This is a genomic window from Escherichia sp. E4930 (assembly GCF_005845405.1).
GTDB lineage: Bacteria > Pseudomonadota > Gammaproteobacteria > Enterobacterales > Enterobacteriaceae > Escherichia.
Window position 1 is genome coordinate 1 of sequence record NZ_VCDZ01000042.1, and the last position, 14,659, is coordinate 14,659.

The 14,659-nt window shown below is 45.3% G+C and carries 12 protein-coding genes and 3 pseudogenes; 9 read left to right on the top strand and 6 right to left on the bottom strand.

All coding sequences use genetic code 11. The features are described from left to right. Together FFT88_RS24050 and FFT88_RS24055 are read left to right on the top strand one after the other, a co-directional pair. A partial coding sequence (locus FFT88_RS24050; RefSeq protein WP_025760656.1) for a group II intron maturase-specific domain-containing protein occupies positions 1–259 on the top strand: 259 nt, incomplete at its 5' end. 82 nt (positions 260–341) lie between these two features. Beyond that, positions 342–521, top strand: a pseudogene (locus FFT88_RS24055) (IS66 family transposase); the annotation flags it as partial. Positions 522–764: 243 nt separating this feature from the next. Here the strand turns inward: FFT88_RS24055 and FFT88_RS24060 are convergent. Next, entirely contained in the window at positions 765–1,781 is a 1,017-nt protein-coding gene (locus FFT88_RS24060; protein WP_135405972.1) for an Abi family protein, read from the bottom strand. A 387-nt stretch (positions 1,782–2,168) separates the two neighbouring features. Here FFT88_RS24060 and FFT88_RS25750 point away from each other — a divergent pair, with 387 nt between their 5' ends. After that, on the top strand, positions 2,169–2,744 hold the full coding sequence (locus tag FFT88_RS25750) for a hypothetical protein (RefSeq protein WP_240731097.1): 576 nt from the start codon (positions 2,169–2,171) through the stop codon (positions 2,742–2,744). 80 nt (positions 2,745–2,824) lie between these two features. Here FFT88_RS25750 and FFT88_RS25755 read toward each other — a convergent pair. The 4 genes and pseudogenes from FFT88_RS25755 to FFT88_RS24080 all read right to left on the bottom strand — a co-directional run. Beyond that, a pseudogene (locus FFT88_RS25755) lies at positions 2,825–2,992 on the bottom strand (resolvase); the annotation flags it as partial. A 141-nt stretch (positions 2,993–3,133) separates the two neighbouring features. Further along, positions 3,134–4,009, bottom strand: a complete 876-nt coding sequence (locus tag FFT88_RS24070; RefSeq protein ID WP_135405973.1) for a competence protein CoiA — start codon at positions 4,007–4,009, stop codon at positions 3,134–3,136. Positions 4,010–4,352: 343 nt separating this feature from the next. Then, on the bottom strand, positions 4,353–5,111 hold the full coding sequence (locus FFT88_RS24075; RefSeq protein ID WP_000593838.1) for a retron system putative HNH endonuclease: 759 nt from the start codon (positions 5,109–5,111) through the stop codon (positions 4,353–4,355). Beyond that, a complete protein-coding gene (locus tag FFT88_RS24080) occupies positions 5,108–6,343 on the bottom strand; it encodes an AAA family ATPase (protein ID WP_135405974.1) in 1,236 nt (411 codons plus the stop codon). Before FFT88_RS24080 ends, FFT88_RS24075 begins: the two co-directional genes overlap by 4 nt. Before the next feature lie 752 nt (positions 6,344–7,095). Here FFT88_RS24080 and ccdA point away from each other — a divergent pair. Genes ccdA through FFT88_RS24100 form a run of 3 tightly spaced genes read left to right on the top strand, consistent with a single transcriptional unit; the run spans position 7,096 to position 8,428 of the window. Next, complete coding sequence (gene ccdA, locus FFT88_RS24090) at positions 7,096–7,314, top strand: type II toxin-antitoxin system antitoxin CcdA (protein WP_000813634.1); 219 nt, start codon at positions 7,096–7,098, stop codon at positions 7,312–7,314. A 1-nt stretch (position 7,315) separates the two neighbouring features. Further along, positions 7,316–7,621 (top strand): type II toxin-antitoxin system toxin CcdB, encoded by a 306-nt coding sequence (gene ccdB / locus FFT88_RS24095; protein ID WP_001159871.1) that lies wholly within the window; start codon positions 7,316–7,318, stop codon positions 7,619–7,621. Then, positions 7,622–8,428, top strand: a complete 807-nt coding sequence (locus tag FFT88_RS24100; RefSeq protein WP_135405975.1) for a site-specific integrase — start codon at positions 7,622–7,624, stop codon at positions 8,426–8,428. A gap of 202 nt (positions 8,429–8,630) precedes the next feature. Here FFT88_RS24100 and FFT88_RS24105 read toward each other — a convergent pair. Continuing rightward, positions 8,631–10,163: pseudogene (locus FFT88_RS24105) on the bottom strand (IS3 family transposase). A gap of 715 nt (positions 10,164–10,878) precedes the next feature. Between FFT88_RS24105 and repE the strand changes: the two are divergent. From repE to FFT88_RS24120, 3 genes are all read left to right on the top strand, one after another. Beyond that, positions 10,879–11,634 (top strand): replication initiation protein RepE, encoded by a 756-nt coding sequence (repE, locus tag FFT88_RS24110; RefSeq protein ID WP_135405976.1) that lies wholly within the window; start codon positions 10,879–10,881, stop codon positions 11,632–11,634. A 587-nt stretch (positions 11,635–12,221) separates the two neighbouring features. After that, positions 12,222–13,388, top strand: coding sequence for a plasmid-partitioning protein SopA (gene sopA, locus FFT88_RS24115; protein ID WP_000772446.1), 1,167 nt, complete (start codon positions 12,222–12,224; stop codon positions 13,386–13,388). Then, positions 13,388–14,359 carry a ParB/RepB/Spo0J family plasmid partition protein gene (locus FFT88_RS24120; RefSeq protein WP_135405977.1) on the top strand — a complete coding sequence of 324 codons (972 nt, stop codon included), beginning with the start codon at positions 13,388–13,390 and terminating at the stop codon, positions 14,357–14,359. The genes sopA and FFT88_RS24120 overlap by 1 nt, the downstream gene beginning before the upstream one ends. Positions 14,360–14,659: the final 300 nt, after the last annotated feature.

The window sequence follows — 14,659 nt, forward strand, 5'->3', positions numbered from 1 at the left end:
CTCAACAGCTGAGAGTTTGCTGGATTTTGCGAGGCGCTACAATGCGATAGTGAGAGGCTGGATCGAGTACTACGGAAAGTTCTGGTCCAGAAATTTCAACTATCGACTGTGGAGTGCAATGCAGTCACGTCTGCTCAAGTGGATGCAGTCTAAATACAGACTTTCGAACCGGAAGGCTCAGCGAAAGCTGACGCTGGTAAGGAAGGAGTATCCGAAGCTATTTGTCCACTGGTATTTACTACGTGCATCAAATGAGTGATCAAGAGCCGTATGACGCGAGAGTGTCACGTACGGTTCCGTGAGCAGCCGGGGAGTGAAATTCTCTCCGGCTGACTCGACTCGCGGGTTCCGACAGCGGTGGCGAACATGCGGCGGTGTTGTACTCGCTGATCGGCACATGCCGTCTGAACAATGTGGAACCAGAAAAATGGCTGCGTTACGTCATTGAGCATATCCAGGACTGGCCGGCAAACCGGGTACGCGATCTGTTGCCCTGGAAAGTTGATCTGAGCTCTCAGTAAATATCAATACGGTTCTGACGAGCCGCTTACCTTTTAACGACAGCGGCCAACAAATAAATCCGCTGACAGCACGTCTGAGCGGTAATGTGGCTGGTGTGGTGAAGCTGTTTAACCGGTGTGGCTGGCAGGCAGAGCCTGAAGGGGATGCCTCCCTGCCACACCTGTTTACTTTGATAGCCAGACAGGGAGAGCCAGGGAGGGATGTTTAGACGACCTCTTTATCGGGTGCTATCTGATTTTGAGTTAGCGGCGTAGATAATCCTGCCCGATTATGGCTACCAGTTTTTTCCTGTCCATCAGTCTATACGCTTTGTTCTTTTTCAGGTTTTTAAGTAGCTTGAGCAACTGTCGGTTCTGGCCAATATCTAACGAGTCTAATATTTTTGTTGGGCGGACAAAGCTGTATAACCCTTCTTTTGTACATAGAATTCTAAAGCGGGAATCATGTCCATTATCCAAAAATGACTCATACCTTTCCGGGCTTAACCATTTAAGTAACTCCAGCATGTTGTCATAGTTTTTTGATAGCAAAATGAGCGATGCATTTAGACCGAACACGGGATTGTTGTAATCTGGTTTTCCCGTACGAGGATCTTCATATTGGAACTTCCAGATAGCCTCGTGATGTGAGAGCCAGTTCCGTAGCTCCCTTATCTGGTTGAATTTATTCTCAAGTATATGCCGCTTAGTGCCAGCGGGAGCACCTGGAAACACCTCGGTCAAAAGATTTGGCCATAATAATGTTCTGGTGCGTGGGTCTTCATACGAGCTTGTCAGTAAGTTTGTCCAAAAGCCAAAATCGAGCCCTGATATAACACGCTCAGCTGTTACCTGCTTACCAGCATCTGTGATACGCTTGGATACCTTCCTTATAGTCTTCTCTTCCCAGGTTGTCGTTTTATACACCGGAAAGCCATTTGCCAGATACTGTATTTGCCCGTTCGAATCGAATTTATAGCGCTTATTCTGCCTGATGAATTGTTTATCGCCCAGGTAACGAAACAGGTCAAAAATCCAGTTTTTGTCTGTCCGATACAGTGCCGGAGATCCTGCCGGAGCTGCTCCAGGAGGCGGGGTATGACGTATGCTATAGTCAATACTGTTCCTTAGTGTGACCTCAAGGCAGTGCATGAGTGGATGCATGGCACTGCTTAAGGCTTTGTTCCAGTTATACGCTTCTATTGTTTCTTCTTTTTTAAGCTTCAGAATGCTTTCATATATTTTTAGACGCTCTTCTGAGATGTAGTCTTCCAGATTCATACACGGCTCCGCTATTTTGCTCCATCTTATTACGGTTGACGTATACGTCAAATTAGCATACTATTTTTCCATCAAGGCTCAGATTTCTTCGGACCTGAGCGCCAAAGTTAGTACTGGAAAAGCCACCCTATGGGTGGCTTTTCTCTTTCTGCATTCTGCATTCTGCATTCTGCATTCTGCAAAATATTGTCTGGTTTGACTTAACAAGACGATTTTGCCATCATAGCGAGAGGTGGTGATGGTCACCTGGCGCCTGTCTCGCAAAGCAATAGCCCATCAGTTTTAAGTTCTACCCATACAATACTTGGCTCGCCCACATTTGTGACGCGCGGAGTCCGGTTAGCAGGCTATCGGTTTCCAAAAGCGTCTAAAATTTGGAGAACGGCCATGTCACGTTATTCTTGTCTCAAAATCATCAGCACTAAAGCTAAAAAGATGGCGCGTGCCAGTTCTGTACTCACGCATAGTCAGGCGTTAGAGATCATCGCCAAGCAGTCAAATTTTTCAAACTATCATGAACTTACCAGGGTAGCAAAATACGCACCGCTGGAATCTCGTTTGCTGATGGCTGCATTTGGTGATTCTGATTTCGCGGATGTAATCCATAACTACTACGATACTTATACTGATGGTCCTTATGCTGCGTTTGAAATGGCAGTAGAGAACGAACTTTCAGGCGAGATCGCCTCCACAAATGCAGCTGGCTTCACGGTGGAAGACCTGACTGTGACAGAAACGCATTATGATGAAAATAAAGGAATTTTAAACTTGAAGGTCTCTTTCCTCTATCAAGGGGATCAGTTGCCAGACCATGCCTACTCAGGTTCTGAATTTGAAGTCGATGCCAACATAAGTTTGTTATGGCGTGATGAAAAATGGAGCTTCATTGATGAGGATTTTAAAATTATCAATGCAGTATCTGATACTGAACAGGCTGAATACTACGACGCTGAAGATATATAAAAGTAAGTGGTAAGCTTGTTTACAGCACAGGCTTACCTTATCAGTTGCTTCATATCTTAGGGGGCTGATTGTACGCAGGAGTACAGGGCTTTCTGATGTCGTTCCTGAGCGACATGCTTGCTCTGGTATTTACCCAGCGTGTGGCGCGTTCAATTCCCTGTTTTTTGCTGCCGGTGGCGACTCAGCCAGGCCTTATGCGACATTGCTGCTATCAGGGTGATAAGCATATTGTTGATGGCAGTTATTACTGTGTGTAATGAGACAATCGAAGGTTGTCCTGTTGAATGCAGAGGCTGTTCAGCTGAATAGTGGCCAGTTGATAGTCACCGTTTTGCAGATTGTCCTGGATACGCTTCCACTGAGCTGTACGGTCTGGATAATCAACGTAATCAATAAATTTGTCTTGAATATAAATGTATCCTGCAAACTGGACATACTGGTTTTTCATATTCATATGCTGACCATTTTGTTTTGCAAATCAGGCACTCGTAGTAATGCTCCCTGCCAGGTTCAAAACGGACATAAGGATTTTTTCTGATTTTTGTTCGTTCTTGCGGTGGCCTCCAGTTTGTGATCCGCTTTTCGAGCCTGGTTCTGGCTCGGCACATAGTGGAATGTTTCCTGGGGTGGAAGATCCATTTTTTTGAGTGATTATCCCCTTCAATAAACGTTTTGAGTACATAATCGAACCGGTCAGACGTCGCATTTTTAGACAGAAACAATTCTCTCGTCCTGGATAAATCTATCTCAAGGACACCACATTGCTTATTGTCCGGTACTTTAAGTGAAACAGGGACTCTGCGTTCCGGATGAGAAAAATAAATCACAAGTGGATAGCCGTTAATTTCAGCGCAGATGTCCACAATAGTCTCTTCAAACAGGCATTCTTTCTGTACGTTGTCCAACGTAATAGTACCAGAGGTAGTGACGCAAAATGATTCAGAGAATCTGATGCCATAACGTCGTTCGGATACCTCGTCCGTGTAACCCGGCGTGGAAAGCTGGAACCCGGGTTCAATAATTTGTTTAGCCATTGCCCGAACAGAAACAAAAAACGAATACTGGCAACTTTGCTCTATATCCCTGACCTTTCTGCTGGCATGTGCGAAATGCCAACGATTTACTTTACCCTGACGGGCGATAAGAGGGATATGACATGAAGGGCAAAGGCAACCACAGCTCCTTCCTTTTGGAACATCAGCAACATCTACATACATCTGGTCTTCTTTTCTGAGACCAAAGGGAATGTGATTAATCGAATCCATGTAGTTTAACCCTTTTACTTTTAACTAACGTAAGTGCATTCGAGAGTGTCACATGTATAACGCGAGCAGTAGTTAATATTAAAAATATTATATAATAAAGTTACACTCAAGTAATAAATAAAGTTAACGTCGACTAACTGACACTATTTAGTGCTGACAGCAAGCCTGACAGGCTATATGGTTTTTCCTTTTTTAATATTGAGGGGTATCTGTTGATAACACTCGTGCATTACTGCACGAATATTATCAGTCATCATTTATTTGTCCTGTTCCAATTTTTATCCTGTTTTTTCATCCCTGGAGACAGAAGTTGTTAATATTTTTTATCTCTGTGGTATGTTTCTTACAACACCTCACAGAGATAATTATTCAGTTCATCTTTCGCTTGGTGGTAAACTGCTGAACTGTTCAACAAAAAACGATAAAAATGTGAGAGTTTTGCATCAGGTTTAGCCATGCTTTCAATGGTATCTAATGCTTCACTGATCTTTCTGGCTCTGTCTTCTTTACTTTTCTCTGTTCTGGCATCATGGAATTTGCTTAAAGCAGTGGAGAGTTCTTGTTCGAAAATACGAAAGCTGACAAGAATATCACTCCTGGCAGTAATAAGTCTGGGTGAGCTTAATCCGCAGACTTTAATTGTTCTTTCTGCAATTTCCTGGTAAGCCCCTTTTTTAGGTCTGATCATGATATCATTATAAGTGAAGTATTCATCAGGATCGTTATCATACGGATTAACAATAGGTAAATGATATGTATCATGATTGAGTTTTTGATTATTACATGCTTTGCAGGCGTAGAGCAGATTTTCCCATTCAAATGTTTTTTCTGTGTACAACGATTTTGGATAAAAATGCTCCACCTCAGCGTAACCTGTTTCATCAGGTATACCCTCGCAAAAAGCACATTTTCCATGTGTGCTTGCTTTTAGCGTTTGCTTGATATCTTCGTGCCGGTAGAACCGGAGGGCAGATTCTTTTTCTTTGGCAGGAATTTTGTTATACCCGCCGTATTTATCAACCAGTGCCATTAAATTCTTTGTCCAGGCGGTACAGTTATCCCTGAGAACCACTGGCGATGGTAAGCGATTCAGTTTTATCATCTGATAGCCTCCATACCTGCAATCCGGGTTTTAAGTACAATCAGGATACTGTCATCCGGATGACTGATAGATTCAAGTCGTGAATAATTACGCTTCAGTTCATCAATATCATTTTCTTCAATATTTTTGTAACAGGTTTTAACAAGTTTTTCATACTCCTTGCTGTCGAGGCTGAGAACCCCCATTAATCCCGTCAGGATTAAATCCGTAGACCACCCTGAATATGTCTTATCCAGTGGATAGATATTATATTTCTCTTTTTCATAAGACGGCGGAAGCAGAATGATTTCATTTTTATTCGCAGAGGCCAGAAGGTGTGGAGAATGCGTCGTTACAATAAACTGCAATTGAGGAAACAAGGCTGAGATACCGTTGCGAATGGTCAGTTGCCATTCCGGATGCAGATGGTTATCCAGCTCATCAATAAGTACAGTGCCTTCAGCATTTTTTACACACCTTTCACCTTCCGGCATGCAGGACTCTATCCACTCGAATATGCTTATTATTATGTATAAAATGGCCTGAAAACCAGAAGAAAGTTCTTCAAGGTAGCATTCTTTTTCATATATCGAAAAAACAGGCTCAAGATCCCGCCCGGTTCTGATGTATTTAAAATTACTGTTGAATGGGGCTATTTCAGGAAGTGTTCTGATGAGATGTGCCCAGTTTTCTTTTTCCTCAACAGCCCAGTCCTTATCGATAACAAAATATCGGTTAATCATCCATTGTTTAATATTTCTTTCAACTGAGTTGTAAAGATAATGGAGGGAGTTGTCACAATAATGTTTTCTACTGCCTGTTGCATCTGTTTCCCTGGTCATTCCTGTAATGTTTTTATATGTTATTTTTCTCTGTGCACCAATAATCAAGGGGGGCAGCTTTAATATTTCTTTCACTTCGTAGTAATAAATTGGTTTACGCCCCTGTTCTACGGGAGGGCGACTATTTATACCGGAAAGAGAGTCTTTTCTGTAGCCAACAGGTATAATGGAGCCAGCACTTTTTCCCGGCCGAAATTTCCTTCCCTGTTCAGTTACATCAATCCAGTATTCACAGTTTTCGCCATGGCGTGAATATTCTGTGTGACTGTTGAGAGTATGTCCAATAGCAGCCAGGATCGATGTTTTCCCACAACCATTAGGTCCACTGATGAAGTTAAAGCCTCTGTTAAAATTAATGTTAACTTCGGGGAAATGCCTGAAATTTTTCAGATGGAGTTTTTCGATAATCATATGCTGAACACTTCAGTATCTGTATTTATTACATCTGTATAAATATTCGTACTGTCCGTGCTGCATGGGGTTATATGCAGGAGAAGGACAGAGATTGGGGATATTACAACATTCGTTGCCGGCAGTTCAATTTCTCTCAGGTGAATGCTCACCATGAGTTCCGCAGGAACATGCTGTTCATCAGCATGTCAGAGGTGCGGGATTAGGTGCGTACAGTTTTTTACCATTAGCGCAATAAAAATTAAATATTTTGGCCTTTGCAGCATTAATGAGTTTTTCGCAAAAATACTCATAAATTGATGCATTTTTAACATTAATATCTCTTTCTCATCTGAAAGATCCGGTTTCTGTGAGTTCCGGATCCGCGGATCCTTCGCTGCCGTCCGTCGGCCAGATTTCACAGGATGTTGTGTTCACACACGCTGGCATAACACTGTATGTTGTGTTTATTCCCGTGTTCGCGAGCCAGTCATCAGCGGCAGAAAAGATCATTTCGCTTATTCACTGATCGTGATTCATTTCCGGAAAATCTTAAATACATAAAAAATCGGATCATAGCGAAACGGTCACCCTGTAATTTAACTTTGTATCTATATACTTTCTTATTATTGATAAGATAATTATTGCTCGAGTTAATGATAATAAAGATACTGATAGCCTGGTAATAATAATGCAATGCTGGATGCATGTTGCATGCGTAAAGATGTTGTATACTTAATTACATACAACAAGTATGCAACACGAGGTGTATTATGAAGCAGCGCATTACAGTCACCGTCGACAGTGACAGCTATCAGTTGCTAAAAGCATATGATGTCAATATCTCCGGTCTGGTAAGCACAACCATGCAGAACGAAGCCCGTCGTCTGCGTGCTGAACGCTGGAAAGCAGAAAATCAGGAAGGGATGGCTGAGGTCGCCCGGTTTATTGAAATGAACGGCTCTTTTGCCGATGAGAACAGGGACTGGTGAAATGCAGTTTAAGGTTTACACCTATAAAAGAGAGAGTCGTTATCGTCTGTTTGTGGATGTCCAGAGTGACATTATTGACACGCCCGGGCGACGGATGGTGATCCCCCTGGCCAGTGCCCGCCTGCTGTCAGATAAAGTCTCCCGTGAGCTTTACCCGGTGGTGCATGTCGGGGATGAAAGCTGGCGCATGATGACCACCGATATGGCCAGTGTGCCGGTCTCCGTTATCGGGGAAGAAGTGGCTGATCTCAGTCACCGGGAAAATGACATCAAAAACGCCATTAACCTGATGTTCTGGGGAATATAAATGTCAGGCTCCGTTATACACAGCCAGTCTGCTGCCATGGTACCGGCAGTGTATTCTGCCGGACAGTCTGCACAACTTCCTGTTGCCATTGATTATCCGGCAGCTCTGGCACTTCGCCAGATGTCGATGGTCCATGATGAACTGCCAAAATATCTGCTGGCTCCGGAAGTGAGTGCCCTGCTCCATTACGTCCCGGATCTGCGCCGCAAGATGCTGCTGGCCACACTGTGGAACACCGGTGCGCGTATTAATGAAGCACTGGCGCTGACGCGGGGGAATTTTTCGCTTGCCCCCCCGTATCCGTTTGTGCAGCTTGCGACCCTGAAACAACGGACCGAAAAAGCAGCCAGGACGGCAGGAAGAACGCCAGCCGGGCAGCAGACTCACCGGCTGGTTCCGCTCTCCGACTCCTGGTACGTCAGCCAGCTGCAGACGATGGTGGCAACACTGAAAATCCCCATGGAACGGCGTAATAAACGAACAGGCAGGACAGAGAAAGCGCGGATCTGGGAAGTGACGGACAGAACGGTCAGGACCTGGATTGGGGAGGCGGTTGCCGCCGCTGCTGCTGACGGTGTGACGTTCTCTGTCCCGGTCACGCCACATACGTTCCGCCATTCCTATGCGATGCATATGCTGTATGCCGGTATACCGCTGAAGGTCCTGCAGAGCCTGATGGGGCATAAGTCCATCAGCTCAACGGAGGTCTACACGAAGGTGTTTGCACTGGATGTGGCTGCACGGCACCGGGTGCAGTTTGCGATGCCGGAATCTGATGCGGTTGCGATGCTGAAACAATTATCCTGAGAATAAATGCCTTGGCCTTTATATGGAAATGTGGAACTGAGTGGATATGCTGTTTTTTGTCTGTTAAACAGAGAAGCTGGCTGTTATCCACTGAGAAGCGAACGAGACAGTCGGGAAAATCTCCCATAATTTCTCATTATCGTTGTCAACGCCACGATGTTTGACCGTTATGGGGATGCGGACGATTTCCTGGACTGCTTTATTATGCCAGCCCGCATTGTTGGCGGTACATTTCAGGGCTGACTGCTCTCAGCGATAATTTTATACGCCGCTCGTTATACCATCTGATGTAAGCATCTACATGCTGCATGAACTTTTCTGGCGTGATGCCCGACCATTTACGCCCATAATACATTTCCGTTTTCAGTCTGCCGAAAAAGCCTTCGCATGCGGCATTATCAGGTGAACATCCTTTACGGGACATTGAGCGAATAAGACCTGCTGCATTCACTCTTTCCAGCCAGCCTGGCCAGCGATAATGCCCACCTCTGTCACTGTGTATCACCGGTCGTTCGCCAGCATTTAACGTTTCGACAGCGCTATCCAGCATAGTGTTGACCAGTTCAGCATCGGGGCGTGTACTGAGAGACCAGCTCACAACTTTTCCATCGAAGCAGTCCACCACCGGTGACAGTCAGACTTTACCTGCAGGGAGGTGGAACTCCGTGATATCTGTCAGCCATTTCTGATTAGGTTGCTCCGCCTTAAAATCTCTGGCGATAAGGTTATCCGGAGCCGGTCCGATTTCTCCGCAATATGAGCTGTAGCGGCGACGACGGTTACGGCTGACGACAAGCTGTTCCTCCACCATAAGTCTGCGTACAACCTTTTCTGATAGCCGACCCCCCTCATGCCTGAGCATCGCATGCAGGCGACGATAGCCATAACACTGGTAATTACTGTTAAAGATATCTGTCAGCATCGTACGTATCGTGGCGTATTTATCACCGGCTTTCAGTGCAGCCCGGTGATAAAAATAACTGCTACGGGCAAGGCCCAGAACATGCAGTAATTCTGTCAGGGGATATGTTTGTCTCAGGGCATCAGCGATCTTTGTTTTTTCTCTGTTGTTCAGGTGACTGATACTGATGCCCGGGTCTTTTTTTATGATTTCCTCCGCCTTTTTCAGAATATCCAGCTCCATCTGCCGGCGGCGTATTTCCTGATTCAGTCGGGCGACTTCCTCCCGCAACGCATCGTGTTCTGCCTCCAGGGAAGGTTCGTTATGTTTACGCATAGTCTGGTAAGCACTGTTGCCGATAATTTCATCTTTCCATTTATACAATACCGCACGACTGACCCTAATACGTCTGGCGATTTCACTGGCTGATACTTGTCGTGTACAGAGTGCCATGACAGCCTGACGTTTGACTTCTGATTCAAAGGGTGCAACCGGGTTGGCCTTACTGGTAAAAATACGTCGTCTGTCGGGATAAAGTTCATTAACCCAGCGAGCGAGCACATCAGTGCAGGGATAACCCAGAGCTCTGCTGGTAAACGCCAGGCAGCAGCCGTGGTTAAGATAATGTTCAACGGCAACCTGTATTTGCTCATCGGAATAACGGTGCTTATGACGAATGGATTCTTTTGCGCCACCAACTGCTTCCCATGAGCGGATCCAACGACGCAGATTTCTTTTCGAAGGGTAGCCCAGTTCGCGTACAACGGGAGCCAGCTTCTTACCATATTTGAAATAAAGCTCAATGGCGCGGATTTTTTCTTCTTCAGTAAACATGTTTTATCTCCTGAGAGTCCAGGAAATCGTCCGCATCCCCATTACCGTCTTATATCACTGGCGCTGACATCGTAGAGATCCGCATTATTAATCTCAGGAGCCTGTGTAGCGTTTATAGGAAGTAGTGTTCTGTCACGATGCCTGCAAGCGGTAACGAAAACGATTTGAATATGCCTTCAGGAACAATAGAAATCTTCGTGCGATGTCACGTTGAAGTGGAGCGGATTATGTCAGCAATGGACAGAACAACCTAATGAACACAGAACCATGATGTTTGGTCTGCCCTTTTACAGCCAGTAGTGCTCGCCGCAGTCGAGCGACAGGGCGAAGCCCTCGAGTGAGCGAGGAAGCACCAGGGAACAGCACTTATATATTCTGCTTACACCCAATGCCTGAAAAAACTTCCCCCGGGGTTATCCACTTATCCACGGGGATATTTTTATAATTATTTTTTTATAGTTTTTAGATCTTCTTTTTTAGAGCACCTTGTAGGCCTTTATCCATGCTGGTTCTAGAGAAGGTGTTGTGACAAATTGCCCTTTCAGTGTGACAAATCACCCTCAAATGACAGTCCTGTCTGTGACAAATTGCCCTTAACCCTGTGACAAATTGCCCTCAGAAGAAGCTGTTTTTTCACAAAGTTATCCCTGCTTATTGACTCTTTTTTATTTAGTGTGACAATCTAAAAACTTGTCACACTTCACATGGATCTGTCATGGTGGAAACAGCGGTTATAAATCACAAGAAACGTAAAAATAGCCCGCGAATTGTCCAGTCAAACGACCTGACTGAGGCGGCATATAGTCTCTCCCGGGATCAAAAACGTATGCTGTATCTGTTCGTTGACCAGATCAGAAAATCTGACGGCACCCTACAGGAACATGACGGTATCTGCGAGATCCATGTTGCTAAATATGCTGAAATATTCGGACTGACCTCTGCGGAAGCCAGTAAGGATATACGGCAGGCATTGAAGAGTTTTGCGGGTAAGGAAGTGGTTTTTTATCGCCCTGAAGAGGATGCCGCCGATGAAAAAGGCTATGAATCCTTTCCCTGGTTTATCAAACGTGCGCACAGTCCATCCAGAGGGCTTTACAGTGTGCATATCAACCCATATCTCATTCCCTTCTTTATCGGGTTACAGAACCGGTTTACGCAGTTTCGGCTTAGTGAAACAAAAGAAATTACCAATCCGTATGCCATGCGTTTATACGAATCCCTGTGTCAGTACCGTAAGGCGGATGGCTCAGGCATCGTCTCTCTGAAAATCGACTGGATCATAGAGCGTTACCAGCTGCCTCAAAGTTACCAGCGTATGCCGGACTTCCGCCGCCGCTTCCTGCAGGTCTGTGTTAATGAGATCAACAGCAGAACTCCAATGCGCCTCTCATACATTGAGAAAAAGAAAGGCCGCCAGACGACTCATATCGTATTTTCCTTCCGTGATATCACTTCCATGACGACTGGATAGTCTGAGGGTTATCTGTCACAGATTTGAGGGTGGTTCGTCACATTTGTTCTGACCAACTGAGGGGAATTTGTCACAGTTTTGCTGTTTCCTTCAGCCTGCATGGACTTTCTCATACTTTTTGAACTGTGATTGCTAAGGAAGCCAAATTTGAGGGCAGTTTGTCACAGTTGATTTCCTTCTCTTTCCCTTCGTCATGTGACCTGAGATCGAGGTTTAGTTCGTCATCATTGATGAGGGTTGATTATCACAGTTTATTACTCTGAATTGGCTATCCGCGTGTGTACCTCTACTTGGAGTTTTTCCCACGGTGGATATTTCTTCTTGCGCTGAGCGTAAGAGCTATCTGACAGAACAGTTCTTCTTCGCTTCCTCGCCAGTTCGCTCGCTATGCTCGGTTACACGGCTGCGGCGAGCGCTAGTGATAATAAGTGACTGAAGTATGTGCTCTTCTTATCTCCTTTTATAGTGTTGCTCTCATTTTAAACAACTTTGCGGTTTTTTGATGACTTTGCGATTTTGTTGTTGCTTTGCAGTAAATTGCAAGATTTAATAAAAAAACGCAAAGCAATGATTAAAGGATGTTCAGAATGAAACTCATGGAAACACTTAACCAGTGCATAAACGCTGGTCATGAAATGACGAAGGCTATCGCCATTGCACAGTTTAATGATGACAGCCCGGAAGCGAGGAAAATAACCCGGCGCTGGAGAATAGGTGAAGCAGCGGATTTAGTTGGGGTTTCTTCTCAGGCTATCAGAGATGCCGAGAAAGCAGGGCGACTACCGCACCCGGATATGGAAATTCGAGGACGGGTTGAGCAACGTGTTGGTTATACAATTGAACAAATTAATCATATGCGTGATGTGTTTGGTACGCGATTGCGACGTGCTGAAGACGTATTTCCACCGGTGATCGGGGTTGCTGCCCATAAAGGTGGCGTTTACAAAACCTCAGTTTCTGTTCATCTTGCTCAGGATCTGGCTCTGAAGGGGCTACGTGTTTTGCTCGTGGAAGGTAACGACCCCCAGGGAACAGCCTCAATGTATCACGGATGGGTACCAGATCTTCATATTCATGCAGAAGACACTCTCCTGCCTTTCTATCTTGGGGAAAAGGACGATGTCACTTATGCAATAAAGCCCACTTGCTGGCCGGGGCTTGACATTATTCCTTCCTGTCTGGCTCTGCACCGTATTGAAACTGAGTTAATGGGCAAATTTGATGAAGGTAAACTGCCCACCGATCCACACCTGATGCTCCGACTGGCCATTGAAACTGTTGCTCATGACTATGATGTCATAGTTATTGACAGCGCGCCTAACCTGGGTATCGGCACGATTAATGTCGTATGTGCTGCTGATGTGCTGATTGTCCCCACGCCTGCTGAGTTGTTTGACTACACCTCCGCACTGCAGTTTTTCGATATGCTTCGTGATCTGCTCAAGAACGTTGATCTTAAAGGGTTCGAGCCTGATGTACGTATTTTGCTTACCAAATACAGCAATAGTAATGGCTCTCAGTCCCCGTGGATGGAGGAGCAAATTCGGGATGCCTGGGGAAGCATGGTTCTAAAAAATGTTGTACGTGAAACGGATGAAGTTGGTAAAGGTCAGATCCGGATGAGAACTGTTTTTGAACAGGCCATTGATCAACGCTCTTCAACTGGTGCCTGGAGAAATGCTCTTTCTATTTGGGAACCTGTCTGCAATGAAATTTTCGATCGTCTGATTAAACCACGCTGGGAGATTAGATAATGAAGCGTGCGCCTGTTATTCCAAAACATACGCTCAATCCTCAACCGGTTGAAGATACTTCGTCATCGACGCCAGCTGCCCCGATGGTGGATTCGTTAATTGCGCGCGTAGGAGCAATGGCTCGCGGTAATGCCATTACTTTGCCTGTATGTGGTCGGGATGTGAAGTTTACTCTTGAAGTGCTCCGGGGTGATAGTGTTGAGAAGACCTCTCGGGTATGGTCAGGTAATGAACGTGACCAGGAGCTGCTTACTGAGGACGCACTGGATGATCTCATCCCTTCTTTTCTACTGACTGGTCAGCAGACACCGGCGTTCGGTCGAAGAGTATCTGGTGTCATAGAAATTGCCGATGGGAGTCGCCGTCGTAAAGCTGCTGCACTTACCGAAAGTGATTATCGTGTTCTGGTTGGCGAGCTGGATGATGAGCAGATGGCTGCATTATCCAGATTGGGTAACGATTATCGCCCAACAAGTGCTTATGAACGTGGTCAGCGTTATGCAAGCCGATTGCAGAATGAATTTGCTGGAAATATTTCTGCGCTGGCTGATGCGGAAAACATTTCACGTAAGATTATTACCCGCTGTATCAACACAGCCAAATTGCCTAAATCAGTTGTTGCTCTTTTCTCTAACCCCGGTGAACTATCTGCCCGGTCAGGTGATGCACTTCAAAAAGCCTTTACAGATAAAGAGGAATTACTTAAGCAGCAGGCATCTAACCTTCATGAGCAGAAAAAAGCTGGGGTGATATTTGAAGCTGAAGAAGTTATCACTCTTTTAACTTCTGTGCTTAAAACGTCATCTGCATCAAGAACTAGTTTAAGCTCACGACATCAGTTTGCTCCTGGAGCGACAGTATTGTATAAGGGCGATAAAATGGTGCTTAAACTGGACAGGTCTCGTGTTCCAACTGAGTGTATAGAGAAAATTGAGGCCATTCTTAAGGAACTTGAAAAGCCAGCACCCTGATGCGACCACGTTTTAGTCTACGTTTATCTGTCTTTACTTAATGTCCTTTGTTACAGGCCAGAAAACATAACTGGCCTGAATATTCTCTCTGGGACCACTGTTCCACTTGTATCGTCGGTCTGATTATTAGTCTGGGACCACGGTTCCACTCGTGTTGTCGGTCTGATTATCGGTCTGGGACCACGGTCCCACTCGTATCGTCGGTCTGATTATCGGTCTGGGACCACGGTCCCACTCGTATTGCCGGTCTGATTATTAGTCTGGGACCACGGTCCCACTCGTGTTGTTGGTCTGATAATC